The 26,990-nt window shown below is 64.3% G+C and carries 24 protein-coding genes; 11 read left to right on the plus strand and 13 right to left on the minus strand.

Annotated features, from left to right (window positions below; translation table 11 throughout):
- Positions 1–171: 171 nt before the first annotated feature.
- From AAFN88_RS07710 to AAFN88_RS07740, 7 genes are all read right to left on the minus strand, one after another.
- The gene (locus AAFN88_RS07710) at positions 172–792 is read right to left on the minus strand and encodes a YdeI/OmpD-associated family protein (protein ID WP_347519559.1); all 621 of its coding nucleotides are present in this window, start codon (positions 790–792) and stop codon (positions 172–174) included.
- An 88-nt stretch (positions 793–880) separates the two neighbouring features.
- A complete protein-coding gene (locus AAFN88_RS07715) occupies positions 881–1,339 on the minus strand; it encodes an AAC(3)-I family aminoglycoside N-acetyltransferase (RefSeq protein WP_347519560.1) in 459 nt (152 codons plus the stop codon).
- 13 nt (positions 1,340–1,352) lie between these two features.
- Entirely contained in the window at positions 1,353–1,769 is a 417-nt protein-coding gene (locus AAFN88_RS07720; RefSeq protein ID WP_347519562.1) for an SRPBCC family protein, read from the minus strand.
- A gap of 83 nt (positions 1,770–1,852) precedes the next feature.
- A complete protein-coding gene (locus tag AAFN88_RS07725) occupies positions 1,853–2,353 on the minus strand; it encodes an SRPBCC domain-containing protein (RefSeq protein WP_347519564.1) in 501 nt (166 codons plus the stop codon).
- Positions 2,350–2,709 (minus strand): metalloregulator ArsR/SmtB family transcription factor, encoded by a 360-nt coding sequence (locus AAFN88_RS07730; RefSeq protein ID WP_347519565.1) that lies wholly within the window; start codon positions 2,707–2,709, stop codon positions 2,350–2,352. The genes AAFN88_RS07725 and AAFN88_RS07730 overlap by 4 nt, the downstream gene beginning before the upstream one ends.
- A 932-nt stretch (positions 2,710–3,641) precedes the next feature.
- Positions 3,642–4,517 (minus strand): SMP-30/gluconolactonase/LRE family protein, encoded by an 876-nt coding sequence (locus AAFN88_RS07735; protein WP_347519566.1) that lies wholly within the window; start codon positions 4,515–4,517, stop codon positions 3,642–3,644.
- A 13-nt stretch (positions 4,518–4,530) separates the two neighbouring features.
- A complete protein-coding gene (locus AAFN88_RS07740; RefSeq protein ID WP_347519567.1) occupies positions 4,531–5,382 on the minus strand; it encodes a hypothetical protein in 852 nt (283 codons plus the stop codon).
- Positions 5,383–5,488: 106 nt separating this feature from the next.
- On the opposite strand from AAFN88_RS07740, the gene AAFN88_RS07745 reads away from it, so the two are divergent.
- The 5 genes from AAFN88_RS07745 to AAFN88_RS07765 all read left to right on the plus strand — a co-directional run bounded on the left by AAFN88_RS07745 (position 5,489) and on the right by AAFN88_RS07765 (position 10,416).
- A complete protein-coding gene (locus AAFN88_RS07745) occupies positions 5,489–6,817 on the plus strand; it encodes an ABC transporter substrate-binding protein (RefSeq protein WP_347519569.1) in 1,329 nt (442 codons plus the stop codon).
- A 61-nt stretch (positions 6,818–6,878) separates the two neighbouring features.
- On the plus strand, positions 6,879–7,742 hold the full coding sequence (locus AAFN88_RS07750; RefSeq protein WP_347519571.1) for a sugar ABC transporter permease: 864 nt from the start codon (positions 6,879–6,881) through the stop codon (positions 7,740–7,742).
- Positions 7,742–8,551, plus strand: coding sequence for a carbohydrate ABC transporter permease (locus tag AAFN88_RS07755; RefSeq protein ID WP_347519573.1), 810 nt, complete (start codon positions 7,742–7,744; stop codon positions 8,549–8,551). The genes AAFN88_RS07750 and AAFN88_RS07755 overlap by 1 nt, the downstream gene beginning before the upstream one ends.
- Positions 8,552–8,560: 9 nt before the next feature.
- Positions 8,561–9,643 carry a sn-glycerol-3-phosphate ABC transporter ATP-binding protein UgpC gene (locus AAFN88_RS07760; RefSeq protein WP_347519575.1) on the plus strand — a complete coding sequence of 361 codons (1,083 nt, stop codon included), beginning with the start codon at positions 8,561–8,563 and terminating at the stop codon, positions 9,641–9,643.
- Positions 9,640–10,416, plus strand: coding sequence for an SDR family oxidoreductase (locus AAFN88_RS07765; RefSeq protein WP_347519577.1), 777 nt, complete (start codon positions 9,640–9,642; stop codon positions 10,414–10,416). Before AAFN88_RS07760 ends, AAFN88_RS07765 begins: the two co-directional genes overlap by 4 nt.
- Here the strand turns inward: AAFN88_RS07765 and AAFN88_RS07770 are convergent.
- From AAFN88_RS07770 to AAFN88_RS07780, 3 genes are read right to left on the minus strand one after another with little or no spacing between them, the layout of a single operon-like run.
- Positions 10,362–11,123: a FadR/GntR family transcriptional regulator gene (locus AAFN88_RS07770; protein WP_347519579.1), complete on the minus strand. Its 762-nt coding sequence runs from the start codon at positions 11,121–11,123 to the stop codon at positions 10,362–10,364. The two genes, AAFN88_RS07765 and AAFN88_RS07770, sit on opposite strands and share 55 nt — an antisense overlap.
- A gap of 7 nt (positions 11,124–11,130) precedes the next feature.
- Positions 11,131–12,303 carry a mandelate racemase/muconate lactonizing enzyme family protein gene (locus tag AAFN88_RS07775; RefSeq protein ID WP_347519581.1) on the minus strand — a complete coding sequence of 391 codons (1,173 nt, stop codon included), beginning with the start codon at positions 12,301–12,303 and terminating at the stop codon, positions 11,131–11,133.
- Complete coding sequence (locus AAFN88_RS07780; protein WP_347519583.1) at positions 12,300–13,151, minus strand: fumarylacetoacetate hydrolase family protein; 852 nt, start codon at positions 13,149–13,151, stop codon at positions 12,300–12,302. Before AAFN88_RS07780 ends, AAFN88_RS07775 begins: the two co-directional genes overlap by 4 nt.
- A 120-nt stretch (positions 13,152–13,271) precedes the next feature.
- On the opposite strand from AAFN88_RS07780, the gene AAFN88_RS07785 reads away from it, so the two are divergent.
- Positions 13,272–13,979, plus strand: a complete 708-nt coding sequence (locus tag AAFN88_RS07785) for an SDR family NAD(P)-dependent oxidoreductase (RefSeq protein ID WP_347519585.1) — start codon at positions 13,272–13,274, stop codon at positions 13,977–13,979.
- Between the two features lie 54 nt (positions 13,980–14,033).
- Here AAFN88_RS07785 and AAFN88_RS07790 read toward each other — a convergent pair whose 3' ends face one another.
- The 3 genes from AAFN88_RS07790 to AAFN88_RS07800 form a co-directional block, all read right to left on the minus strand.
- Positions 14,034–14,927, minus strand: a complete 894-nt coding sequence (locus tag AAFN88_RS07790) for a LysR substrate-binding domain-containing protein (RefSeq protein ID WP_347519587.1) — start codon at positions 14,925–14,927, stop codon at positions 14,034–14,036.
- A gap of 74 nt (positions 14,928–15,001) precedes the next feature.
- Positions 15,002–16,063: a putative sulfate exporter family transporter gene (locus tag AAFN88_RS07795; protein WP_347519589.1), complete on the minus strand. Its 1,062-nt coding sequence runs from the start codon at positions 16,061–16,063 to the stop codon at positions 15,002–15,004.
- A 251-nt stretch (positions 16,064–16,314) separates the two neighbouring features.
- Positions 16,315–17,724, minus strand: coding sequence for an XRE family transcriptional regulator (locus tag AAFN88_RS07800; RefSeq protein ID WP_347519591.1), 1,410 nt, complete (start codon positions 17,722–17,724; stop codon positions 16,315–16,317).
- 272 nt (positions 17,725–17,996) lie between these two features.
- Between AAFN88_RS07800 and AAFN88_RS07805 the strand changes: the two genes are divergently transcribed.
- From AAFN88_RS07805 to AAFN88_RS07825, 5 genes are all read left to right on the plus strand, one after another.
- On the plus strand, positions 17,997–19,529 hold the full coding sequence (locus tag AAFN88_RS07805; protein WP_347519593.1) for an acyl-CoA carboxylase subunit beta: 1,533 nt from the start codon (positions 17,997–17,999) through the stop codon (positions 19,527–19,529).
- Between the two features lie 45 nt (positions 19,530–19,574).
- On the plus strand, positions 19,575–21,587 hold the full coding sequence (locus tag AAFN88_RS07810) for an acetyl/propionyl/methylcrotonyl-CoA carboxylase subunit alpha (RefSeq protein ID WP_347519596.1): 2,013 nt from the start codon (positions 19,575–19,577) through the stop codon (positions 21,585–21,587).
- A 10-nt stretch (positions 21,588–21,597) separates the two neighbouring features.
- On the plus strand, positions 21,598–23,736 hold the full coding sequence (gene scpA / locus AAFN88_RS07815) for a methylmalonyl-CoA mutase (protein ID WP_347519599.1): 2,139 nt from the start codon (positions 21,598–21,600) through the stop codon (positions 23,734–23,736).
- Between the two features lie 100 nt (positions 23,737–23,836).
- Positions 23,837–26,161 (plus strand): 3-hydroxyacyl-CoA dehydrogenase/enoyl-CoA hydratase family protein, encoded by a 2,325-nt coding sequence (locus tag AAFN88_RS07820; RefSeq protein WP_347519601.1) that lies wholly within the window; start codon positions 23,837–23,839, stop codon positions 26,159–26,161.
- Positions 26,162–26,298: 137 nt separating this feature from the next.
- A complete protein-coding gene (locus AAFN88_RS07825; protein ID WP_347519604.1) occupies positions 26,299–26,979 on the plus strand; it encodes a FadR/GntR family transcriptional regulator in 681 nt (226 codons plus the stop codon).
- The last annotated feature ends 11 nt before the right edge of the window (positions 26,980–26,990 follow it).

Genomic DNA, 26,990 nt, shown 5'->3' on the forward strand with positions numbered 1-26,990 from the left:
CCGCAATTTGTTACGAGGCGCATCAAGAAGACCGTTATCTGGTCAGCGGCAACAGTGTTGAGGGCGTAGTAGGGCTGTGGCGGGTAAAGGCAGGGAGTAGTGCGAACGGTCTCTGGTGATCCACGGTCGTGCCGTCGGCTCCTTGGGGCGTAGCCTATCGGTGAAGCGATTTCATCGTTCCATCGCGCCTTTGCCTGCCAGAATACGGTCTCGAAACTTTCCGATCCGTGCGACCCTTGTGGATGCCTGCTTCGCCCCATTGAGATTGATGATGTAACTTCGTTGCCGTCCAGGCGTCAGGCTATGAAACGCTTCGGCGAGTTCGAGATCGTTGTCCAGCGCCTCTACTAATTCGTCTGGAAGTTCGATTTCTCCCGGCTGTTTCTTTGGTTTGATTCCGGCGTCCGCATAGCTCATTGCCTCCTTCAAATAGGCGTTGACAGTTCGCGCCATTTCCTCTGCCTGTTTGCTTGCGGTGAAGCGGATGACGCCCCGATGCTGCGTGTTGGGTCCGTTCTTCTCCAGGATTCCTTCGGGATCCTTCAGGAGCGCGGCGTCCATGAAGGAGAGGCGGAAATCGCCACGGAACGCGCCGATCAGAGCGATGTTACGCCCCGCATGCATGTAGCAGGGGTGGCCCCATTTCACCGTCTCGGCAAGCCCGGCGTCCAAGCATATGCGGCGCAGGGATTCAAGACCAGCTTCCCATTTCCTGGTCGAACAATCAGGCGTCGCGAAACGATCGCATCGACCGCATCCCTTCGTGAAGAAATCCTCGATATCCGTAATCATTCGCCTCTCCCATCATGGCGGATGTTGCCGACCACCGACACTGCTTAGGTAGATTGAAAGATATCAGATATCACCGGACAATTGGAGTTCAGACGGTATCGGCTGGAATGTCGAAATGCAGCACATCCTCGCGGTTACCGAGCTTGGAGTAGAGCGCTATCGCTGGATCGTCGCCGTGATCGGCCTGAACGAACACGACGGAACCACCGCGTACTTTCGCGATAGCCCGCATCGCGTCGACCAGCGCGGTTGCGATACCCCGGCGCCTGCTCTTCTCATCGACGGCGAGATCATAGATGTAGAACTCCGACCGGGCTTGCTCGAATTTGGGCAATTCATAGCCGGCCAGTGCGCCCACCAGTTCTCCTTCTTCGATCGCAACGAGCGCGATGAAGGCCGGATTTGCCAGCAGGTGCGCCACATAAATCTCATCAGGTCGGTTGGCGCCATAGGTGATTTCATCGTCGAATGCCGCGCCGAAGAGGTCGAGCATCTTTCTAAAAAGATCACTGTCTCCCGCCTTAAGGTGCCGCATGGTAATGCTCATTCCAGCCATCCGGTCAACCGGCTTCCACATGGCGTTTGAAATTGTTCAGGATCGCCTGCCAGCCGTCCCGCTGAATGTCGATCGGGTTCTGGTCTTCCGCATCGAACGTGGTCGTGACTTTGGTCTGTCCGCCGGAGGATTCGAATGTCGTCCGGGCCTTGCGCCCATCGCTCATGGCGAGGGTGAGCGCCTTGTGAGGGTCGACCTCATCGTAGACTGCCTCGAAATCGAAGCCGAAGCTGCCGTCCTTGGCTTCCATGCGTGCTTTGTAGGCGCCGCCGACCTTCAAATCGGCCTCGGCGCTCGGGCAGCACCAATCGTCCGACGCGAAATTCCATTGTGTAATGTCGGCAGGTGTCGAATAAGCCTGCCATACACGTTCAACGGGCGCGTCGATAATGGTGTCGATGGTGATTTGATTGTTGGTCATGATTGGTTGTCCTTTCTGAATGCTCAGCTATGACGGCCTTTAGTGCCGCGATGTGCCAAGGATGTCGCCGGCAATCCTTCGGTTCAGGCCAGTTTCCTCAACAGCTTGTCGAGTGCGTCGAGAGTCGCTTCCAGACCCTGCTGCATGCCCATGTCTATGACCTGTTGCAGCGCCTCGGGTGTCTCGTAGGTCGAGACGATCTGCACGAGCGTGTGCGGGGATGCGTCCTCGAACGTCACCTCCCAGATCGAGACGGGAAGGTCACGATTTATGCGTCCTTCAGCGTCGCTGAAGGCGTCTTGGGCGCGATAGCCGTCCTTCGGCGTGATCTTTTCATAGTCGAAGCGGGCCCAGTGCTCGTTTCCGCCAGGATCGACCATGGCGAAATGCCAATACCCGCCCTCCTCGAAGGCCATGGATTTGGTTTTCGCGGTGAAAGGTTCGGGGGCGAACCATTGGTCCAGTAATTCAGCTTTTGTATAGCAGTCCCAGACAAGGTCCTTGGGCGCATCAAATTCGCGCCGGATCGTGAGCCGGTTGGTCTGCATGTTGGCCTGGAAGCTGTAGTGGAGGTCGGGTTTCATCTGTTCTTGCCCTTAAGTTGTTCGAGGAGTTGGTCGAGTTTTCGGTAGCGCGAGGCCCATTGTTTGCGCTGACCTTTGAGCCATTCTTCGACGGCTGCATATTTTTCGGGATTGAGTTCGCAAATCCTGACCCGTCCCACCTTCCTGGTGGTGATCAGGCCCGCATTCTCCAGCGTCCTGATGTGCTTCATAAACGGCGGTAAAGCCATGTCGAAAGGTGCGGCCAGATCGCTGACCGAGGCCGGGCCATCGCCAAGCTGCCGCAGGACTGCCCTGCGGGTGCTGTCCGCGAAAGCGTGGAACACGGTATCGAGTTCGGATGAATTGTTATCCATATAGGTAAGTATAAGGCGCATCAAAACTTACCGCAAGAGGTAAGTGTTGGTTGCCTTCCAAAAGATAGGATTCCGCAGAATCAGATCCCAACCTGCGACTGTCGCTGCAGATGTGTTCGACTTTCCGAAGCCGTCTTATGTGTAGAGCGCAGCATCGGTCAACCGGTCGCACCGAAGCGCCTTCCTTGCTGTCTTTCAGGCGAAGGCAGCTGCCCTCAATGTCGATCTCACTCCACCGCAGACCGATGATCTCGCCTCGCCGACAGCCGGTCAGGGCGATGAGGCGGAGGATTTCAGCGTGGATGCTGAAGTGGGCATCATGCTGAACGCCTTTCAGAATGCCGCCGAGCGTCCGGTACTCCACTTCGCTCAACTTCGGGTGACTGATCCGCGCATAACGCTTCTTATGCAAGCAAGCGCAATCTAGATCTCTGGAGCGCATCCCAAAGGTGCCCGTTCGCAATGAGCCGAACTCTGGTCTTTCGATTGGCGATTCTGTTGTTGATCACTGATAGTGCAGAGGTGCAGCGGTTGACGGCATCCTCAGATAGAATTTACCGCTATTTATATCTCTCAAATGTTGAGTATCCATTTGGAACCCCAGGCAGAACATTACGGGCTTCTATGGCGAAATTCGGCAAATCTCTTCCAAATATTGGCGGAAAACTGCGCCTTTCCGGTGACTCTTAATCAGCGGGTCCAAGGTTCGAGTCCCTGTACGCCCACCATTTCCCCAAGATATCTCAATTAGATAGAATAGACGGCGCGCAGCGCTTCCGGGTTTGGGGAAGCCCTCTTAGGCCGCTTTGGGAAACCGCGAGGCCTTGCTGGCTTGCGGCGGCCCCGCCGGCCTGGCCGCGGTCCCTGGTCTCAAGGGACTTGCCGGAGACGGTCGGCTTGGCGGGGCACAGCAGCGGTTCCGCTCGCATGCGATCAATAGAACGGCCCTTGCCTTAGAGCGCCGCTTCGAAGGTCTCGGCTCCCGGACTCTCGACCCTGGCGATGAAGACCGACCCCGCGTCCGGATCGCTCGCGAGCGCGTCGTCGTCGAGCGTGACGCTGGCCGTGGTGATCAGCAACGACCGCATGTCCTCGCCGCCGAAAGCGACACTTGTCACCAAAGGCGTCGGAAGCGAAAGCCGGGAGATTTCGGCGCCGTCGGGCGCATGGCGCGTAACGCATGCCCCTTCCCAGTGCGCGACCCACAGGCAGCCCTCCGCATCGCATGCCAGGCCGTCGGGGAGCCCGTCCTTTTCATCGAAGCGGATGTGGACGCGGCGCCGGACCAGGCGGTCGGCCGCGGGATCGATGTCGTAGGCCAGGACGGTCCGCTCAAAGGAAGAGGAGAAGAAGAGCGTCTTCCCGTCGGCCGAAACGGCGGGGCCGTTGGGAACGATAAAGCCGCTGTCGGCGATGCTCTGGGTGCCGGTTCTCAGGTTGCAGCAGTAGAGGACGCCGAAAGGACCCGCCTCGTCCACATGGTAGCTGCCCAGCCAGATCCGGCCCTGCGCATCGACGCCGGCGTCGTTCAAGTACATACCTTCGCGCCCCGTTTCGAACGGCATGACCGGCGTGTGCGCGCCGCTGGACAGATCCAGGGACGCCAATCCCGTCGCGCAGGTCAGCAGAGCGCGTTCCGGCTCGCCCGTCGCAAGCAGCGCGCCCAGGGGACCGGGCGCGTCGACGGCTACGGACTCGATGGAGCCCCCGTCGGGAGCGGCGAAGAACAGGCGCCGTTCCATGAGATCCATCCACGCAAAGCGGCCTTGGGCCGGCAGCCAGCGCGCCGATTCGCCCAAGACCAGACGCGGGTGCTCGAGTCTTTTCATGTGGTGAAACCTCTCATGTCGTTCGCAAGGGATGTTGGTGGCCGGTCAACCCGGGGAGAGAAATAGCGATCCGGTAGCTCACTTCGCCAGCCGGCGGCAGCCAGGCGGCCATGCCGCTTGCGATGCACGTATCGAGCGCGTCGTGAGCCGCCGAGAATGGCTCTATGCAAAGCGCACGGCGGCCGAACAGGAAGCCGTCGCTCACCCAGACGTGCAGCCATGGCAGTTCCTGCGGGTCGAAGCCGATCTCGATGGCCGGCTTCCCGGGGCTCCGCACTCCAATGCGCCCCGCCGGCGGCGCGGCGAAGATATGAAGCGCGTGGTCGCCCGTCGGCAGGCCCTCCCGCGGCCAGGGCGCGGGCGGCCAGGCATCGGGAAGCGGGTCGCCCCCGAGGTCGAAGATCGTGTCCGGCCCAAGCGGCAGGCCGATGTGCGCGCCCCAGATCAACGGAAGCCGCTCGGCTGAAAGGTTGCGTATGACATGCCGGGTTGTGAGGGTTGAGTCGGGCGAGAGCTCAAGCTGACGGCGGACGTGGATCGGGTAGCCGGCGGGTCGGCACTCCACCTCGGCCGACGATGTGCTCAGCGCAGCGAGCGTCCATTGCTCGTGCCACAGCACCCCGTGATCCTCCAGCCGCCTTGCGCCGACCGTTGCGGCCGCGCCGGTCGGGCAGATCTCGTCGAATCCCCCGATCCAAGCCGCGTCGTAGTCGCCAAGCCCGGCTTCGGCCGCTTCCGGGTTCTCCAGAAGAACGTTTTGAGCCGCCTCGGCCGGCCGCAGGGCCGAAATGCAGGCGCCACGGTCGAGACGGATTTCCGCAACGGCTGATCCCGAGCGCAGCAGCAGCAGGTTCTGATCCGGCATCTGATATCACCAATAAGTAATACTACTTGACAAAGGGACTGTATCACGACTGTATTGCCAAGACCGCACCGAAATGCGGCAAATGCAAATTGGGAGGACGTTGATCATGCGAAGCATGAAGAGGAGATTCGCACCCAGCCGCCGCGCGGTGCTGGGTGGCATGGGCGCTGGCATGGTGACCCTGGCCTTGGGGCCGAGAGCAATCGCGCAAGGTGCAAATCTCGACTTCTGGTGGTGGGGCGAGCAGGAACTGCCGGGCCTGCAATCGTTCGTTCAAAAGGCCGTGGCCTCTTTTGACGGCGGCAACGTCTCTCCGCTCCTGCAAGACACGAACGCCGTTATCACGCAGTTCCAAACGGCGGCAGCCGCGAAAGAGGCGCCCGACATCCAGTACTTCTGGAACGGCATTTACCACATGGAGAGCGTCTGGCTCGGCTACGCGCGGCCTGTTTCGGGGCTTGTCGCCGATGCTGTGGTCGAAGCATCCTCGCCAACCGTGCTGTCGCGTTACGAGGGGCAGACCTACCGCGTCGGTTGGTATCCGATCCCCATGGTTTGGTATTACAATAAGAAGGTTTTCGAGGAAGCCGGCCTGGATCCCGAGGCGCCGCCCGCCACTTGGCCGGAATTCCTCGCTGCCTGCGAGGCCATTCGAGGCATCGGCAAAATGCCCTTTGGGGGCGGCATCCAAGATGGGTATTTTGGCGAGTGGTACTTGGCCCACGCGCTGGTTCAGAACCTGGACAGCCCGGCTGAGGCGCTGGGCCTCTTCACCGGCGGTCTCGATTTTCGGGAGCCGCGATATCATGAGCACTGGACACGGCTGGCCGAGCTGCGTGACGGAGGTTTCGTGAATCCGAGCATCTCCTCCCTGGAGCTGTATCCGGGCATCGACTTGATCGTCGCGGGTGAAGTGGCCATGGGGCCGTCGATCGGCACCCGGCTGCCGGCCGACAGCGCGGCGACGAAGGGCGGAATCGGCGTGATGACGATGCCGGTTTACGGCAAGGGTGCGATGGCGGGTAAGCCGATCCTCGACGTCCAGGGCCTCGGTATCTCCGCGGGGAGCGAACACCCCGAGCTCGCGGCGCGGTTCCTGGAGCATCTCCACGCGCCGGAGCAGCTTGCACTGTTTTGGGAGGAGACCGGCTGGCTGCCGTCCAACACCAACTTCGACGCTTCCGTTATCGAAGATGCCTCCGTCCGGGACCTCTGGCAGCGCTGGGGCTTGTCGGAGAACATTCCCCACGTGGCCAACCTTACGCCTGGCCAGTTCTACGAGCAGGCCATGGTGCCGATCGCGCAGCGTATCCTTGCGGGTGAGATCGGCGGCGAGGAGGCCGGAGAAATCGCAGCAGGCGTCGTGAAGGAGTGGCGGGCCTTCAATCCCGATCTTCTCGAATCCTATGAAACCTGGGCCAAAGACCTGAGCTGAACCGGAACCAAGCTGGAAATCCGCCGGTGCGTACAGTGCGCACCGGCGTGAAGGAAATCTCATGCGATCCCGCCTCGAACCCTATCTCTATGTCACTCCCCTCGTGGCGCTCCTGCTCTTCGTGTTCGGATATCCGGTCGCCAAGATGGTGGAGTTCAGCCTCAAGATGGTTCGCGGCATCGATGGGCCTTGGGTGGGGTTCCAGAACTTCAAGCTGGTGCTCGGCCAGGACCTTTTTTGGACCTCCGTCGGCCACAACCTTCAGCTTCTGCTCGCGATTCCGGTTTTGCTGGGCTTGTCGGTTTTTGCGGCGGCGCTGCTCAACGAGCAGCCCGCCGGCTGGAAGATGATGCGCTCGATCGTCTTCCTTCCCTTCATTCTCGCGATCCCGGTCGTCGCCGTGATTGCGAAGCAGATGCTGCAGTTTGACGGTCCCGTGAACGAGACCTTGCGGGGCACCGGGCTCGAGGGCGTTGCGCTCGATTGGCTCGGATCGCCCGATGTCGCATTGTTCACTCTGGCGAGCGTCATCACATGGCGCGAAGCCGCTCTCGGGACGATCCTCGTCCTGGCGCGCATGATGAGCATCGACGAGAGCCACACCGAGGCCGCGCGGCTGGAAGGCGCGAACTGGTGGCAGAGGTTGCGCCACGTCATCGTTCCGCAGAGCTGGAGCGTCATCGAGTTTCTCGGCGTCCTCGGTATCATCACCATGGTCTCCGCCATCTTCGCTTACGTCTACATGATCGGCGGCGGGCGCGGCGGGCCGGGCACCTCGACCATGGTGCTCGAACTCTACGTCTTCAACGCGCTGACCCGCATGAGCCTGCCGGGCATCGCCGCCGCGGTCTGCATCATGCTTCTCGCAGTCTGCCTGGTGGTGATGGTGCCCTATTTCGTCTTCCGCAGAAGGGGGCAAGACTAGTGCGGCCGTCCTGGACACACTTTCCGCTTGCCCTGATCGGCGTCATCGCCCTGGCTCCGTCGGTCTTCATGGTGGTGACATCCCTCCGCAGCGCAGGCGAGTATGCGGCCCGGAAGGTGGCCTTGCCGTCCGACCCGAGCCTCGGAAACTACATCTCCGCTCTGGTGGAACATCCCTTTCTCCGCTGGGGACTGAACAGCCTGCTGCTGACCGGCGGCGCCGTGCTGCTCAGTACGGTGGTCGCAGTGCTCGCCGCCTATGCGATCGCGAGAATGCGCTTCCCCGGCCGCAACGTGCTCTTGGGCGTCAGCACGTCTCTCATGGTCGTGCCGCCCGTGACGATGATCGTTCCCCTCTTCGTGCTCTACACGCAGCTCGGGCTGATCAACACCTTCGGAGGAACGATCCTCATCTATGCGGGGCTCATCACGCCATTCGGCGTCTTCCTGCTCACGACGTTTTTCCGCACCTTGCCCAACGAACTCTTCGAGGCGGCGACCCTCGATGGAGCCGGTTCGTTTCGAACTCTCCTGAGCGTCGTCCTGCCGCTGTCGATGCCCGCGCTGCTGTCGCTGGTCGTGGTGAACGCGCTTTACGTCTGGAACGACCTGCTGGTGGCCATCATCTTCCTGCAGGACGACGACCGCCGGACGCTGATGGCCGGGATCAGCGTCTTTCAAGGGCGCTACAACAACAACGTGCCGCTGACCATGGCGGGCCTGACATTGGCCAGCCTGCCGATGCTCGCGCTTTACCTCGCGTTTCAGCGATACTTCATCCGCGGCCTCATGGCCGGCGCCGTCAAGTAAGGAGACTTAATGGAGGGACTAACGGCAAGCGCCGTGAGGAAGAGCTTCGGCGCCGAGCAAGTCATTAAGTCTGTCGATCTGAGCATCGAACCGGGTGAATTCGTGGTTTTCGTCGGTCCTTCCGGTTGCGGGAAATCGACGCTGCTTCGTATGATCGCCGGGCTCGAGAGCGTCACGGCGGGGCAGATTCATCTGAACGGCCGGCGGATCGATGGACTGGCGCCGGCCGACCGGCGGGTCAGCATGGTGTTCCAGACTTATGCCCTCTATCCCCACATGTCGGCGCGGCGGAACATCGACTTCGGCCTCCGCATCAGGGGCGTTCCGAAAGACAGGCGCGAAGCCGAAGTGAACGCTGCCGCAGCGATGCTGTCTCTGACGGACCTTCTCGAGCGCAGGCCGGGAGCGCTCTCGGGCGGGCAACGCCAGAGGGTCGCGATCGGCCGGTCCATCGTCAGCCACCCGGAGCTCTTCCTGTTCGACGAGCCGCTCTCGAACCTCGACGCCGCGCTTCGGGGAAAGATGCGCGTCGAGCTGGCGCGGCTTCAGAAGGAGCTGGGAGCGATGATGATCTACGTGACCCACGATCAGGTGGAAGCTATGACCATGGCCGATCGCATCGTCGTGCTGAACGCCGGCCGCGTGGAACAGGCCGGCGCGCCGCTGGACCTTTATCACCGGCCGGCGAACAGGTTCGTCGCCGGCTTCCTCGGAGCGCCGCCGATGAACTTCATTCCTGCCGAAGCGGACGGCGCCTCGCTCCGGCTTGGCGCCGATGGGGCGGTCGACGCGGCGCGCTGGCCGGGGCGTCCCGCCCATGGTGCCCTGACGCTGGGGGTCCGTCCCGAGGCGGTTACGCTAGGTCCGCCCGAAGACGGATTGATCCGTGCCGAGGTCGCCGCCGTCGAGCGGCTGGGAAGCCATTCGCATGTGCATTTGAATGTCGGCAGCGACGATCCGATGGTTGTCGTCGTTTCCGGGACCGCTTCGGAACGCGCCGGCGACCGGGTGGGCGTGCGATTTGACGTCGAGGACGCGCACCTTTTCGACGCGGCGGGCACGACGGTCGCGCCGGTGGAGAACCCCGCATGAGTAAGGAACACGGCCCGGAGTTTGAAGGGCGCTTCGCCGTCGTCACGGGCGCGAGCCGTGGAATTGGCGCCGCGACCGCCCGCGTTCTGGCGGCCCGGGGCGCGCGTGTGGCGCTGGTGGCGCGGCCTTCGGAAGAGCTGGACCTGATGGCGGCGGAACTGCCGGGCGCAGTTGCCGTGGCTGCCGATCTTTCCGACCGCTCGGCGGTTGAAGGGGCGTCTGAAGCGATCCTAAGCCGCTATGGGGCGCCGTCCCTGTTTGTGAACAACGCCGCCATTGCGGCGGAACTCCCGACGGAGGCCTTCGATGCCGAGGTCTGGAGAAACGTGCAGGCCGTGAATATCGAGGCCTATGCCTGCCTGGTCGGCGCCTTCGCCCCGGGCATGATCGCAAAGGGCGATGGCCGCATCGTCGCCGTCTCCTCGATCCACGCGGCCGCGACGGAGCCCGGCGCAGCGGCCTATGCGGCCTCGAAGGGCGCGATCGAGGCCGCAACGCGGGGCTTCGCCATCGATCTGGCCCGGCACGGCATTCGTGCGAATGTCGTCGCGCCCGGCTTCGTGCGCACCGCCATGTCCGTCGTCGACGGGGTCGACGAAACGACCACCGACGCCTTCAATAGGTTTTACGTGGAGGGCGGCCGGCTGCCGCTTCGCAGGCCGGCACGGCCCGAAGAGATCGCGGACGTCATCGCGTTTCTCTTGTCGGATGCCGCCAGCTATGTCACCGGCGCGGTGCTGACGGTCGATGGCGGATTGACGGCCACCTTCTGAAGGCTGCGCTCAAGAGCCCGCTTGCCGCTCATGATGATGCGGCGGCATTCGCGCCGTGCTTCTTCCGCCTCACCGGTCTCGATCAGGTCGAGAAGCCGGCGGTGCATCTCGACTTCCTCCTGAATGGTGCTCTCGTCGACGTTCGCTTCCTGGAGCCGGAACGAGATGTCGAGGTAGGTTTGAGACGCCCGGCCGAGGCCTGCCACAAAGGGGTTGGTGCTGGCTTTCAGAAGCGCGAGGTGGAAGTGGACGTCGGCGTCATGGAAGCGCGCCAGGTCCCCCGACGCGTTCTCCATTGCGTCCACGCTCGTCCGAAGGGGGGCAAGGTCTTCCTGTGACGCACGCTCGGCCGCCAGGGCTGCGGCGTCGGGCTCGACCATGAGACGGAACTCGACGAAGGCCGTCAGGAAAGCACTGGCGCCGCCTTCGGCCATGACCCAGGCGAGAACCTCCTCGTCGAAGAGGTTCCAACCGGCCCGCTCGGCGACGCGGGTCCCCATCCGGCGCCTGCTGTACACCAAGCCCTTTGCCCCAAGCGTCCTGATCGCCTCCCGGACGATCACGCGGGACGCCCCGAATTGCTCCCGGAGTTCCTCCACACCGGGCAGCAGCGCGCCTTCGGCGATCTGGCCGCTTACGATGTCACGCCCGAGTCGCTCCGCGATACGGGCGTGCAGACTTGAGCTTACTGGGCTTGGCTGAGGCATTGGCGTCCTAGATTGGAGGCGTTCGATAGAGAGTTTCGCCGTTGATCTCGATTGCGACATCCTGAATGTAGGGTTTCAGCGCCGCAAGGTCCACGGACACGCCCAGGCCCGGCGCATCGGGGGCCCTGACGCGACCTCCGTCCTCGAGCGGCAGCGCCGGGGCGATGTCTATGGCGAGCTGCTTCGGCGCGGCAGGATATTCGCAAAGATCGAAGGACGCATAGCCCGCGAAGGGCTGCAGCGATGCGCTGAGCGCGAGCTGCGACGTGAATGTATGGTTGACGAAGCGCAGGTCCCTGCCGGCCGCCAGCTCCGCGACGCGCGCGGCGGGGGCGATGCCCCCGATGCGGCCGGTGTCGATCTGAATGAAATCCACCTGGCCGAACTCTATGGCGTGCTCGGCCATCTCGAAAGAATGCGCCGCTTCGCCGCCGGCCAGCGGCACGCAGCCGCCGCGCCGCTTAAGCTCGGCATACTGGGCATGGCACTCGCCGCCGAACGGCTCCTCCAGCCATCCGACCTTCGCTTCCGACAGGGCGGCCATCCGGGCGTGGGCTTTGTCGACATCGCGTCCGAATGCCTGGCCCGCATCGACCAGGAGCAGGGCATCGGGGCCGAGGCCTTCGCGCGCGGCCTGTACGTGGTCGCGGTCTTCGGTAACGGAACTCATGCCAAAAGGCCCCCAACCGAACTTGGCGGCGCTGAAGCCGGCCCTGATGGCGGCCTGCGCGTTCTCCAGCGTACCCTGAGGGTCATCTGCGAAGAGCGCCGAGGCGTAAGGCCGTTTCGGATGCGAGGCGGCGTGCCCCAGCAGCGACCAGACCGGCGCTCCGCGAGCCTTGCCCAACAGATCCCACAGAGCAATCTCGATTCCCGACCAGGTATGCGGTGCTTGAAGATGATCCATGCACGCCCGGCGCTGACGGTCGGTGAGGCGGTGGATATCCGAAGGGTCATTTAGCTCCGCGCCAATGACACCGTCAAGCACCGGCTTGCACGCCTCGTGCGACATCGGCGCGAAGGCCGCCGCGATCGAGGTCAGGGGGGCCGCCTCGCACTCCCCCCAGCCTTCGTGCCCGCCGCCGCGCGCCCGTACCAGCAAGGCGTCCTGGCTGCCGTCCCCGATGTTCTCGACGACGGGCATCCGCAGGTACCAGAAATCGACCGTTTCGATCTTCATTTGGCGCCGCCCTTCGACCGGACGACCTGCCGCTGCTCGCCGAGCCCATCGATGCCGAGGCGGACGACGTCGCCATCGGAGAGGTATCGGGGGTGGGGTTTCAGCCCCATGCCCACGCCCGGAGGGGTGCCTGTGGAGATGATGTCGCCGGGTTGCAGCGACATGAACTGCGATACGTAGGATACCAGATAGGCGACGCCGAAAATCATGGTCGCGGTCGACCCGTCCTGCATCCGCTCACCGTTCACTTCCAGCCACAGGGCCAGGTTCTGGGGGTCGCCAACCTCCTCCGGCGTGACCAGCCACGGGCCGATGGGGCCGAAGGTGTCGGCGCTCTTCCCCTTGACCCACTGACCGCCGCGATCAAGCTGAAAGTCGCGGGCGGAAACGTCATGAACGATGCAATAGCCCGCAACATGGCCGAGGGCGTCGGCTTCCGAAACCTCCGAGGCGGTACGACCGATGACCACGCCGAGCTCCACCTCCCAGTCGGCTTTCTCCGTGCCGCGCGGCAGCAGGACGTCGTCGTTCGGGCCGCAAAGCGCGCTGGTCGCCTTCATGAAGATCACCGGCTCGTCCGGCACCGGCATCCCTGCCTCGGCGGCATGGTCTGAGTAATTCAAACCGATGCAGACGACCTTTCCCACGTTGGCGACGCAGGCGCCGGTCCTTTCGTCCTCCGCCAGCCTGGGGAGCGCCGACAAGTCGATGTCTGCGAGCCGCCCAAGGTCGCCGAGCGCGTCACCTCCGATGTCGCCGAGATGCGCGGAAAGGTCTCGGATACTTCCATCCGCGGCAATCGCAGCAGGGCGTTCGCGCCCTGGGGCTCCCACTCGGACAAGTTTCATCTTGATCTCCTGTAAAATGATGTTCTTATAGTATTACTTTTTATACGACAGGACAATCAAGCACGGAGTCAGGAAAGTGGGGAAGCGATGAATTCATACGATCTGTCGGGGCGCGTCGCGGTGGTCACCGGCGGGGCGCAGGGCATAGGCCTCGCCGTCGCCGAGCGGCTCGCGGCCGGCGGGGCAAAGGCCGTTCTTTGGGACCTCGACGCCGAGCTTGTGGCCGCAGCGGCCGAGCGCCTGGGCTGCGAGGGCAGGGCCGTCGATGTGACGGATGCCGAGGCCGTCGAGACGGCGGCTGCGGATTTGGTGAAGGATCACGGCCGTGTGGACGCGCTGGTTGCGAGCGCGGGCCTGGCGGGCCCGAACGCGCCGCTGCATGACTATGGGCTGGATGACTGGCGCCGGATCATGAAGGTTAACGTGGACGGGGTCTTCCACTGCTGCCGGGCCGTGCTTCCCTATATGCGAAAGGCCAACTTCGGCCGGATCGTGACCATTGCCTCGGTTGCGGGCAAGGAGGGCAATCCGGGCGCGAGCGCCTATTCCGCCTCCAAGGCAGCGGTGATCGGCATGACGAAATCCATGGGCAAAGAGAACGCGGACTTGGACATCGCAGTCAACTCGGTCACGCCGGCAGCCGCGCGGACGCGCATCTTCGATCAGATGTCGCAGGAGCATATCGACTACATGCTTTCGAAGATCCCCCGCGGGCGGTTTCTCGAGGTCGATGAGGCCGCATCCATGATCGCCTGGCTTTGCACCGCCGAGAACTCCTTTTCGACCGGCGCGGTCTTCGACCTCTCGGGCGGGCGCGCCACTTACTGAGGCGGCTGGCCCGGAACTACCGGGAGAGTAGTGCCGGGAAGCCGAGCGGTGGCGTCACGCGCTTCCCGATGCCTCCGGCAGCATGGCGATGAAGGCCTCCGTCGCATGGCTGCGGGACCGTTCGCGATGCCACAGAAGATGGAAAGGCCGCGAGGGAAAAGGAAAGTCCAGCTCGTGCAAGGCACCGGAGCGCAGGCTGGCCTGGGCGACCAGACGCGAGATCGCGGTCGCCCCGGCCCCGCCCTCGACCGCCGCTCGAACGGCCTCGTTGGAGGGCAGTTCCAAGGTGACCGGGAGCCGGTCAACCCCGAACCCTAGAGACCGTAGCGCCGAATCGAACTCGGCGCGCGTTCCAGATCCCGGCTCGCGCAGCGTCCAATCGGACTCGGTGAGACGCGCAGGGTCGAGCCGGTCGAGCCGCGCCCAGGGATGGCCGGTCCCCACCACAAGGGTGAGGGTATCGCCCGCCAGGGGGCGGTCGGCCAAAGCGGGTTCGTCGATCGGGCCCTCGACGAAACCCAGATCGGCACCGCCCTCGATGACCTGCTCGGCAACCTGGCGCGAGTTGCCGATCGTCAGGCTGGCCGCGATCTTGGGATAGCGCTGCCGGTATCTGTGGAGGATCGGCGGCAGCCAGTAGTTGGCGATGGTCTGGCTCGCGTGAATGGCGAGCGAGCCGCGCTGGAGCTCCGAGTGCTCGATCAGGGCGCGCTCGGCGGCCGCCGCGCGGGCCAGAACCGCCCTGGCCTCGGAGAGAAGAAGCTTTCCGGCCTGGGTCAGTTCGATGCGCCGCCCGATGCGGTGGAAAAGGCGCACGCCGTGGCGGTTCTCGAGGGCGGCGACAGCCGCGCTCACCGCCGATTGCGTGAGGTTGAGCTCGCGTGCGGCGCGGGTCATGTGCAGCGTGTCAGCCACCGCCACGAAGATGCGCAACTGTTCCAATGTCAAGGCAGGGAGCCCCGGGTCTTGCTAGTGATGCCGAGCCGGCGGGACCATGCCCCTTTTGCTCGAGGTAGTCGAGGCTAATTAAGGAAGGCGAGAATCAGGAGCAGACTGAAACCGGCGATGGAGAGTGAAGAGGCGCCTCCAAGGACCAGCGGACGGATCCCCTTGTCCGCCAGCTTTCTGACATTGGCCGCCAGGCCCATGGCGGCAAGCGCCATCGTCAAGAGCAGGCTGCTTGCCGAGGTGATCCAGCTCTTGGCGTCTGCCGGGATGACGCCAAAACTGTTCAGGCCCACGACCGCGGCAAAGCCCAGCAGAAACCAGGGAAACGGCTGCCGCCCGGCCGAGGGGGCCGTCCCGTCCCGCCGCCGGGCTTCGCTCATGGAAAGGCACAAGATCAGCGGCACCAACAGCAGCACCCGCAGCAGTTTCACGATCATGCTGTGTTCGCCGACGTCGCTGGATACCTGGAACGCGGCGGCGGCGACCTGCGCGATCTCGTGGATCGAAGCCCCAACCCAAAGGCCGTAGTGATCGAGGCCGAGGCCCAGCAGCGGCAGGACCAGGGGATAGCAGAGCATCGCCACGGTGCCGAACAGGGTCACGCAGGCAATGGCATAGGCGGTGTCTTCCTCGCTGGCGCGTGTCGTCGTGCTGGTGGCGACGATCGCCGAAGCGCCGCAGATCGCGGTGCCTGCGGCGATGAGCTGGGTCAGCTTCCGCTCCACTCCCAAGGCGCGGCCCAGCGCGATGGTGATGAAGAAGGTGGCCAGCAAGGTCGCGACGGTCACGATGACGCCGCCGGCGCCGATGGAGAGAAGCTGCGGCAAGGTGATCTGCGCCCCGAGGCAGACGATGGCGACACGCAGCAGGGTTCGCATGGAGAAAGTCACGCCGGCGCGCGCGAAGCCCGGCACGCCGATCGTGTTGCCGAAGACGATGCCGATGGTGACCGCCAGGATCAAAGGACTCAGACGGTCCATGACCGGCAGCAGGTGCAGGGCAAAGGCCGTGGCGGCGATCCCGGCGGCGATCAGAATGCCGGCCAGAAAGTTGCCGGCGGCTTGCCATGAAGGGCGAGACGGCGAGGATTGCGGGTCGGAAACAGAAACGTTCGTCGAAAGGTCGGTCGGCGACATGGAACCAGCTTAGGAGTGTCGGTGGGAATCGGCGGCGATGTTGACGGCAAGGCGGTCGCCGGTCCAACGCATTGAACTGATCGTTACGACAAGTCCTTTCGATGAAGGAAGCGGGACGGCGGCCGTCGAGGCTACGCGGCGCGCGCCCACCGGTCTCGCGCCGCGGGCGTGATGGGGCGGCCCGCCGCCGGCGGGATCCGGACGACGGCGGCGGCTGATCGGTAGGGCGTGCCCGCTTGCCGGGCGCGCCGTCAGCGAATGCTATAGGGGACCGCCGTGCGGCTGTTGCGGTCCACCTTCAGCCGGCTCGACAGCGGCGGTATGGCGCGTTGTGGACAATTCGTTCGCTCGCAGATACGGCAGGAGATGCCGATAGGGTCGAAGGCGGCCCGGTCGGAGAGGTCGAGCCCATCCCCGTAGACGAAGTCGCCGGCAAAGGAGATCTCGCAGCCGAGCGCTATCGCGTAGTGCCGCCGCGGCGCCTGGAAGCCCTGCTCGCCCTTGTTCAGTTCCCTCGCTATGCAGAGATAGCGCTCGCCGTCCGGCGTTTCCGCCAGCTGGCGGATGATGCGGCCGGGCTTCTCGAAGGCCTGGTGGACGTTCCACAGCGGACAGGCGGCGCCGAAGCGGGCGAACTGCAGCTTTGCCGCGCTATGGCGCTTGGTGATGTTGCCGGCGCGGTCGATGCGGGCGAAGAATATCGGAACGCCCTTGTGCCTGGGCCGCTGCAGAGTGCTTAGGCGGTGGGCGACCTGCTCCAGGCCTGCCCCGAAGCGGCCGGCGAGCAGCTCGAGGTCGTGGCGCAGTTCCTTGGCGGCGCGCAGGAATGTCCGATAGGGCAGGGTGAGGGCGCCTGCGAAGTAGTTGAAGAGCCCGACACGGCAGACTTCGTTGGCTTCCTCGGAATGGAAGTCGGCGTTCCTGACCAGGGTGTCGACCGTGCCCTCCAGTTCCAACTGACCGATCTGAAAGGCCATCTGAAAGTTCCGGGTGGCCGAAGGCAGGTGAGGATTCAGAAACAGCAGTTTCGATTTCGGGTCGAACAGCCGGATGAAAGGCCCTGCCGTGCCGTCACGGGTGATGCGGACGCCGTGCCGCTCTTCCAGATAGGCGGCGAGGATCGTTCCGGGTTCTCCGTTGCCGATGCCGAGTTCGCCGGCCATGCGCTCGGCGGCGGTGTCGATCTCATGGATGTAGTTGTCGACGAAGTGAAAGAAATCGCGCACCTCTTCATAGGGCGTCGGTTCGGCGAAACCGAGATTCATGCTGATGGACGCGTCCAGGCTGGTGAGCTGTTCGCTGTTTCTTCGGAAGGCCTGGTGGCAGGAAATCAACGCCCGCGCGATTCCCGGAGCATTCTGAGCGACCAGCTTTACCTCCTGGAGGTTGGGCCTGTAAGTGTCGAACAGCGGGTCCGCCAAGGCTTCGGAGAGAGCAGACAGCAGCCGGTCTCCGTCGCTGACGGAGAGGGAGGCGATGTCGACCTGCAGGTTTTCCGCGAGCGCCAGCAAGACGGACGCGGAGACCGGCCGCTGGTTGTTCTCGATCTGGTTGAGGTAGCTGGTGGATATGCCGATAAGCTTGGCGAAAGCGGTCTGCGTCGCCTCGCGCGCTTCGCGGATTTCCCGGATTTTCCGGCCGATATAGAGCTTCTTAGACATTGTTTCGCAACTTTGCTATTTGCAATTCGCAAAAAGCTATATTTTGCAATCGCGCCCTTCAATTCTTTTCTTCGCCCTTGGCGGCGGCTAGGTGCATTCCGGCGGGCATGAGATCCGCGGCGAAGTCGGAGGGCGAAGGTGATCTTCTTACGCGAAGTGGTTCAGCAAGGCGCGGGGTGCGGCCTCCGGCACGGCCCGGCGGCGCCGAAGCGCGGCCGCGGGGGAGCCACCCACGGGGACCGGAGGCACTGTGGCCGGGTCTGGAGGCGCTGATGCGGGCCATTCTCGAGCAACTCGCCGAGCGGCGGGCCGAAGCCCACCTCGGCGGCGGTCAGGGGCGTATCGATGCCCAGCACGCCAAAGGCAAGCTCACCGCCCGCGAACGCCTGGAGGTTCTTCTGGACGAAGGTTCGTTCGAGGAATTCGACATGTACGTCACCCATCGGGCGGTCGATTTCGGGATGGCGGAGAAGAAGGTCGTCGGCGACGGGGTGGTGACCGGCTGGGGCACGATCAACGGGCGCCTGGTCTATGTCTTCTCGCAGGATTTCACCGTGCTGGGCGGTTCCCTCTCGGAAACGCACGCCCAGAAAATCTGCAAGATCATGGACATGGCGGCCCGCAACGGCGCGCCCCTGATCGGGCTGAACGACTCGGGCGGCGCGCGAATCCAGGAAGGCGTCGCCTCGCTCGCCGGCTATGCGGAGGTCTTCAAACGCAATGTCGAGGCCTCGGGCGTGGTGCCTCAGATCTCGGTGATCATGGGCCCCTGCGCGGGCGGCGCGGTCTACTCTCCGGCGATGACGGACTTCATCTTCATGGTCCGCGACACCTCCTACATGTTCGTCACCGGGCCCGACGTGGTGAAGACGGTGACCAACGAAGTCGTGACCACCGAGGACCTGGGCGGCGCCCGCGTGCACACCGAAAAGTCCTCGGTGGCGGATGCGGCTTTCGACAATGATATCGAGACGCTGGAGGCCGTCAGGCGGCTGTTCGACTTTCTGCCGCTGAACAATCGCGAGAAGGCGCCGGCCCGGCCGTCCTGCGACGATCCCGACCGCATCGAGATGCAGCTCGACACGCTGATCCCGGACAGCTCGGCGAAGCCTTACGATATGAAGGAACTGATCCTTGCGATCGCCGACGAGCAGGACTTCTTCGAACTTCAGGAAGCCTTCGCCAGGAATATCATTACCGGATTTCTGCGGATAGAAGGCGAGACGGTCGGGGTTGTCGCAAACCAGCCCATGATCCTGGCCGGTTGCCTGGACATCGATGCGTCGCGGAAGGCGGCCAAGTTCGTCCGCTTCTGCGATGCCTATTCCATCCCGATCCTGACGCTGGTCGACGTGCCGGGCTTCCTGCCCGGTTCGACGCAGGAGCACGGCGGCGTCATCAAGCACGGCTCCAAGCTGCTGTTCGCCTACAGCCAGGCGACGGTCCCCATGGTCACGCTGATCACGCGCAAGGCCTATGGGGGCGCCTATGACGTGATGGCGTCCAAGCATATCGGCGCCGACATCAACTATGCCTGGCCGACGGCGGAGATCGCCGTGATGGGGGCCAAAGGGGCCACGGAGATTCTCTACAGGTCCGAGCTCGGCGATCCCGAGAAGATCGCGGAACGCACCCGCGAGTACGAGACGCGTTTCGCCAATCCCTTCGTCGCGGCCGAGCGCGGCTTCGTGGACGAAGTGATCATGCCGCATTCCTCGCGCCGGCGCATCGCGCGGGCCTTCGCCGCGTTGCGCGGAAAGAGCCTCGAGACGCGCTGGAGGAAACACGACACGATACCCTTGTGAGCATCCTCCTTTGCGACTGTCCGGGCCCTTTGTGAGCTTACGTGAATGTTCGAAAAACTTTTGATCGCCAATCGCGGCGAAATCGCCTGCCGCATCATCAGGACCGCCAAGAAGCTCGGCATCGCGACCGTGGCCGTCTACTCCGACGCGGATCGGGACGCGCTGCATGTCAGGATGGCCGACGAGGCCGTGCATCTCGGCCCGCCGCCGGCTAGTCAGTCCTATCTCGACGCCGCGCGCCTGCTGGCGGCCGCGAAGACGACCGGCGCCACGGCGGTGCATCCGGGCTATGGTTTCCTGTCCGAGAATGCGTCTTTCGCCAAGACGCTGGAGGCGGCCGGCGTCATTTTCGTCGGGCCTCCGCCCGCGGCCATCGAGGCCATGGGGGACAAGATCACCTCGAAGGGCATTGCCGCCGCGGCCGGCGTCAACACGGTGCCCGGCCACATGGGTGTGGTCGAGGACGTCGATCAGCTGCTGCGGATCGCGCGCGACATCGGATATCCGGTAATGATCAAGGCCTCCGCCGGCGGTGGCGGCAAGGGGATGCGGATTGCCTGGAGCGACGCGGACGCGCGCGAAGGCTTCGAGGCCTCCAGGAACGAAGCGCGGGCCTCCTTCGACGACGACCGGATCTTCGTCGAAAAGTTCGTCGACCGGCCGCGCCATATCGAGATTCAGGTCTTGGGGGACCGCCACGGAAACCTCATCTATTTGGGTGAGCGGGAATGCTCCATCCAGCGCCGGAATCAGAAGGTAATCGAGGAGGCGCCCTCTCCCTTTCTCGATCCTGCGACGCGCAAGGCCATGGGCGAACAGGCCGTGGCGCTGTGCAGGGCGGTCGGCTACTTCTCGGCCGGGACGGTGGAGTTCATCGTCGACGGCGATCGGAACTTCTATTTCCTCGAGATGAATACCCGGCTTCAGGTCGAACACCCGGTTACGGAGTTGATCACCGGGATCGACCTGGTCGAGGAGATGATCCGGGTCGCGGCAGGCGAGCGGCTGAGCCTCTCCCAGGCTGACGTGATGCTCGACGGCTGGGCCATCGAAAGCCGTATTTACGCCGAAGACCCTTACCGCAACTTCCTGCCGTCCATCGGCAGGCTGACCCGTTACCGCCCGCCGGCCGAAGGCGTGCGGGACAGCGGCGCGGTGGTCCGCAACGACACCGGCGTGTTCGAGGGCGCCGAGATTTCCATGTTCTACGATCCGATGGTCGCCAAACTCTGCACCTGGGCTCCGAGCCGCCCGGCCGCGATCGATGCCATGGCGGAGGCGCTGGACGATTTCGAGGTCGAGGGCATCGGCCACAACCTGCCGTTCCTGTCGGCAGTCATGCTCCGGGAACCCTTCCGCCAAGGAGACCTGACGACGGCCTTCATCGCGGAGGAGTTTCCCGAAGGCTTCGAGAACCGCCGGCCCTGTGCCGAGGAACTGCGGCGTCTCGCCTCCGTCGCCGCCTGGATCCAGCATGTATCGGAGCGGCGGGACGCGCAGATCGCCGGAAGCTTGAGCCGCCGCGCCCGCGCAATCGGCCCGGCACGGGTGATCGCGCTTCTGGATGCCCGCTTCGAAGTGACGGTAAGGGAGTGTCCTGGCGGACTGTCGGTTGCCTTCGGAGATGACGGCGAGGACGGGATACTCGAAGTGTTGAGCGACTGGCGGCCCGGGTGCCGGCAGGCCGCCTTTCAGGTCGGGGGCACTTGGATGGGCGTCAAGACGACGCCCGCCGGCGCAGGTTGGCGCCTGCGCTGGCGCGCCGTGGATGCCACCGCGCAGGTCCGCCGGCCGCGCGTGGCGGAACTGGCGCAGTTGATGCCGGTCAAGGTGCCCCCGGACAGATCGAGGATGCTGCTCTGCCCGATGCCGGGCGTGATCACGCAGCTCCATGCCCGAGAAGGGGACGCGGTGGAAGTGGGGCAGGCCCTGGCGACGGTCGAAGCCATGAAGATGGAGAACCTGCTGCGCGCGGAGCGTCAGGGGACGGTGAAACGCGTCGCCGTCGAGACCGGGGCGAGTCTCGCCGTCGACGAAGTGATCATGGAATTCGCTTGAGGCAGGGACGATGAAGGATGGCAACGCCGCGGACTGGCGCAAGCTGGCCGAAGCCGAGTTGAAAGCGTCGCCCGACGGCCTGCTCTGGCGCACGCCCGAGGGAATTACGGTCAAGCCCCTCTATACCGCGGAGGACATTCGGGACGCCGGGCACCTGGGCTCGCTGCCGGGGTTCGAGCCTTTCGTCCGTGGGCCGCGGGCGACCATGTATGCGGGCCGGCCTTGGACGATCCGGCAGTACGCCGGCTTCTCGACGGCGGAGGACTCCAACGCCTTCTACCGCAAGGCTCTGGCCGCGGGACAGCAGGGCGTGTCCGTCGCCTTCGATCTTGCGACCCATCGCGGCTACGACAGCGACCATCCGCGGGTGGTCGGCGACGTCGGCAAGGCGGGCGTCGCCATCGATTCCGTCGAAGATATGAAGATCCTTTTCGACGGCATTCCCTTGGACCGGGTCTCGGTGTCGATGACCATGAACGGCGCGGTGATTCCGGTTCTGGCCAGCTTCATCGTCGCTGGGGAGGAGCAGGGAGTCGCCCGGGCCGACCTTTCCGGGACCATTCAGAACGATATCCTGAAGGAGTTCATGGTCCGCAACACCTACATCTACCCTCCGGCTCCGTCGATGCGGATCGTTGCCGACATCATCGAGTTCACCGCGAAGCAGATGCCGAGGTTCAACTCCATTTCGATCTCCGGCTATCACATGCAGGAGGCCGGGGCGACCTTGGTTCAGGAGCTGGCTTTCACGCTCGCCGATGGCCGGGAGTACGTGCGGGCCGCCCTGCGCAAGGGATTGGACGTCGACGATTTCGCCGGGCGCCTGTCGTTCTTCTTCGCCATCGGAATGAACTTCTTCATGGAGGCCGCGAAGCTCCGCGCCGCCCGTCTTCTATGGGCGCGCATCATGGGCGAGTTTCAGCCGAAGAAGGCGAAATCCATGATGCTGCGGACGCATTGCCAGACCTCCGGCGTCTCCTTGCAGGAGCAAAGCCCTTACAACAACATCGTGCGCACCGCCTATGAGGCTCTGGCCGCGGTGTTGGGCGGAACCCAATCTCTCCACACCAATTCCTTCGATGAGGCCATCGCCCTGCCGACGGAGTTCTCCTCTCGCATCGCCCGCAATACGCAGTTGATCCTGCAGCACGAAACCGGCGTGACCAAGGTGGTCGATCCCTTGGCCGGTTCCTACTATGTGGAGTCTCTGACGAAGGATCTGGCCGATGCCGCCTGGTCGCTGATCGAGGAGATCGAGGCGATGGGCGGGATGACGAAGGCGGTGAACGAAGGATTCCCCAAGCGTCTGATCGAGGAGGCGGCGACCCAACGTCAGGCGGCGGTGGACCGCGGCGAGGAGGTCATCGTCGGCGTCAACAAGTACCGGGCGGATACCGAGGATGAGGTCAGCATTCTCGATATCGACAACGATGCCGTGCGCCGGGCGCAGGTTGAGAGACTCAAGGACGTCAGGCAGCGCCGCGACGCCCGCCGGGTCGAAACCGCGCTTGTCCGCCTTGGCGATGTCGCCCGTGGGCAGGAGGGGAACATACTCGAAGCCGCGGTCGAAGCCTGCCGGGCCCGCGCCACCGTCGGGGAGGTCTCCGATACCTTGCGCGCCGTTTTCGGGGACCACTCGGCGACGCCGGTGGTGGTGAAGGGTGTCTATGGCGCCGCCTGCGAGGACGATCCGGAGTACGCGAACCTGATCGGCCGCGTCGGCGCGCTGACCCGGGGGTTGGGCGCGAAGCCGAGGATCATGGTCGCCAAGATCGGCCAGGACGGCCACGACCGGGGCGCCAAGCTCATTGCGTCCGGTTTCGGCGACGTCGGCTTTGACGTGATCAGCGGCCCGCTGTTCCAGACGCCGGAGGAGGCCGCGGCCATGGCGGTCGAGGGCGGCGTTCAGGTGGTTGGGATCTCTTCGCTGGCCGCCGGGCACAAGACCCTCGCCCCGCAGTTGCTGGAGGCCCTGAAAGCTCACGGGGGCGGCGATATCATCGTCGTGGTCGGCGGCATCATTCCCCGTCAGGACTACCAGTTCCTGACCGACCGGGGCGTGGCCGCGGTGTTCGGCCCCGGGACCACGATTCTGGAGGCGGCGAACGCGGTTCTCGACCTCCTGCAGGGCCGCCGGCGCAACCAGTAATCCAACTCACAGGGCTGGCCGTTTTTGCAGCCGGGGGTACCCGGCCGCGGGGAGGGACTTGCGCCTGGAACTCGTTCGAAATCGTTTTGGAGAGATATCGATGCCCCAGTCTTCCTCACCCTACCGGCCGGCGCTTGGCGTTGAAGAAACCGGGATCCGACGGGCGGCGGTGATCGGCGCGGGGGCGATGGGCGCCGGAATCGCCGCGCAGTTCGCGAATGCGGGGCTTGCCGTCGATCTGCTTGACGTGCCGGGCAAGGCGGGGGGACGGAACGCGCCGGCGGAAGCGGGGATCGCGCGGCAGCTCAAGAGTCATGGCTTCATGGCCGAGGAAGGCGCGGCGCTGCTGAGGGCCGGGAACATCGAGGACGACCTTCACCGGCTGGCCGAGGCCGACTGGATTGTCGAGGCGGTGGTGGAGAACCTGGAGATCAAGCGCAGCCTCTATGCCAAGATCGATGCGGTGCGGCGCCCCGGCACGATCGTTTCTTCCAACACCTCCACGATCCCGCGCCGCGAGCTCGTCGCGGCCGGTGGCGATCGCTTTGCCGCCGACTTCGTCATAACGCACTTCTTCAACCCGCCCCGCGTAATGCGGCTGGTCGAAATCGTCGCGGGACCGGAGAACTCGGACGACCTGGTGCGCCGGGTGGCCAACGCGACGCGCAGCCTGCTCGGCAAGTCTGCGGTGATGTGCCGCGACACGCCGGGGTTCATCGCGAACCGCATCGGCTGCTACTGGCTGGCCGCCGGCGTCCTGGAGGCCGCGCGCCTCGGTTTGACCGTCGAAGAGGCGGATGCGGTCAATGCGGCGTTGGGAGTTCCCCGGACCGGCGTTTTCGGTCTCATGGACCTTATCGGTATCGACCTGGTGCCGGCCATCTGGGGGAGCCTTATGCAGGCCGTGCCGGCGGGGGACCGCTTTCGCCGCTTCGACCTGCCGGGCAGTCCGCTGATCGGGTCGCTTATCGCCGAAGGCCGTCACGGCCGCAAGACGGGCCAGGGGTTCTACCGCAAAGGAAAGGAGGGGCGCCGGGAGGCCTTGGACCTGGTCAGCGGCGCCTACCGGCCCGCCGCGGCCGTTGCGTCCAAGGACTTGCCCGGCGGCGGCAGGGATGTCGCGGCTCTGCTGGCGGACGAAGGCCGCCTGGGTGTCTATGCCGCGTCCCTGTTCTCCGAGGTGTTGGCCTACGCGGCGGCCTGCGGGCCCGAAATCGCGGAGGATGTCGGGTCGATAGATGCCGCCATCGAGCTGGGATACTCCTGGCGGGAAGGCCCGTTCCGCATGGCGGACCGCATCGGCTTACAGGTCCCGGCGGTGGAGCGCCTGTCGTCCGAGGCCGGACCGTCGCCCTTGCTGGCGGCGGCGGCGCAGAAGGGTTTCTACTCGCAGGACGGTGCGCTCTTGACCGGCGGTGACGGCCGGACCGCGTCCGCCTCGCCGTCGCTGCTCGCGGGAGACGCGCAGATCATCGGAAACGCCGGCGCCCGGCTCCGCGATCTCGGCGATGGCATCGCGTGCTTCGAGATCACCTCGAAGATGAACAGCTTCGCGCCGGAGGTCTTCGACATCCTCGAGGACACGCTGGCGAGAGCGGGGCGGGATTTCCAGGGCCTGGTGCTCGGAAACGACGACAGGCGCGCTTTCTCCGCCGGCGCCGACTTGTCGTCCATCCTGAAACTTCTGGATGGCGGTGACGAGTTGTCGCTCGAAGACTACCTCGCCCGTGGCCAGCGGCTCTTTCTTGGCATGAAGTATCTTCCGGTTCCCGTGGTCGCCGCGGTTCATGGTTTCACCCTCGGCGGAGGCTGCGAGTTCATGCTGCATGCCGATGCAAGTGTCGCCCATGCCGAATTGAATGCCGGCCTGCCCGAAACGAAAGTCGGCCTGATTCCGGGTTGGGGCGGCGGCACGCAGTTGCTTTTGCGCGGGCTCGAGGGCGCGGACGGCGAGCGGCCCCCTGCGGTGCTCGCGGCGGTGTTCGACCTGATCCGCTCGGGCGCGGTCGCCTCTTCGGCGCGCCAGGCCATGCGCCTGGGGCTTCTGCGGAAGGGGGACGGGATCACGATGCACCGCGAAGACTTGCTACCGGCGGCGAAGGCCAAGGCGCTCTCGCTCGTTTCCGGCTATGCCCCGCCGCCAAAAGCCGCTCTTCCGGCGTTCGAGCCGTCGGCCTGCGGCGGCCTTCTGGTGCCGGTGGCCGAGGGCGTTGCCGCTGGGCGGTTGACGGAGACGGATGAAACCATCGCAGCCGTCCTGGCTTTCGTACTGACGGGCGGAAAGGCTGCCGAATCCGGCGAAAGCCTGACCGAGGAGGGCATGATGGCGCTGGAGCGCCAGGCGTTTCTGAAGCTCGTCAGCCTGCCCGCATCGCGCGCCCGGATGGAACATATGCTGAAAACCGGCAAGCCGCTGAGAAACTGAGCCAAGTACACCTCGCCGCGACGGCCCCCGCGGCCTGGCCGCACGATCAGAAATATAAAAGGATGCGCCCTTGATCATTCCAGCGTTGTGAGCCACAATTAAATTGGTTCACATATGGTATAGAAAAGGAATCGCCGATGTCCGTTCGCGAGGAAGCGCGCAAGGCCGCTCAAAAGCTGCGTGATTCCATTGAGGGTCATATTCGCGAAGGGGGATGGACGATCGGCACCCAGCTGCCGAACGAACGCGAACTGGCGCAGGATTATGGCGTCAGCAGGAATACCGTGCGCCGGCTTCTCGCCAAGATGGAAGCGGAGGGCTGGATCCGGCGGCAAGTCGGCCGCGGCACCTTCGTGAAGTCGATTCCCGGCAGCGCCGGGGAAGCGCAGATCGACGCCAAGTCGATCAATCCGGCCGAGGTCATGGAGGCACGGCTGCTCATTGAACCATTGCTTGCAAGACTGGTCGTTCTTCGCGCAAGTGAGCGGGAACTCGAGGCAATTCAGGCGATTCTGAACAACGGCGGCAGGTCCAAGTCGATGGCCGAGTTCGAGCACTGGGACAACCAGCTGCACCTTGCCATAGCCCATGCTTCGAAGAACCAGTACCTGATCGGCATCCTCGAAGGGATCTACCGGGCGAGGCAATCCCAAGCCTGGAGCGGGCTCCGGCGGAAGGGGCTCACGGACGAGAGGCGCCGGGTCTATCACCAGCATCACGAGCGTATCGTAGAGGCTCTGGTTGCACGCGATGGGGAGGCTGCAAGCGCAGCGATTGCCGAACACCTGTCGCGGGTTCAGAGCAACCTTCTTTTCTAGTTCCGGCACTT

This window comes from Pelagibius sp. CAU 1746 (assembly GCF_039839785.1).
Classification (GTDB): domain Bacteria; phylum Pseudomonadota; class Alphaproteobacteria; order Kiloniellales; family Kiloniellaceae; genus Pelagibius.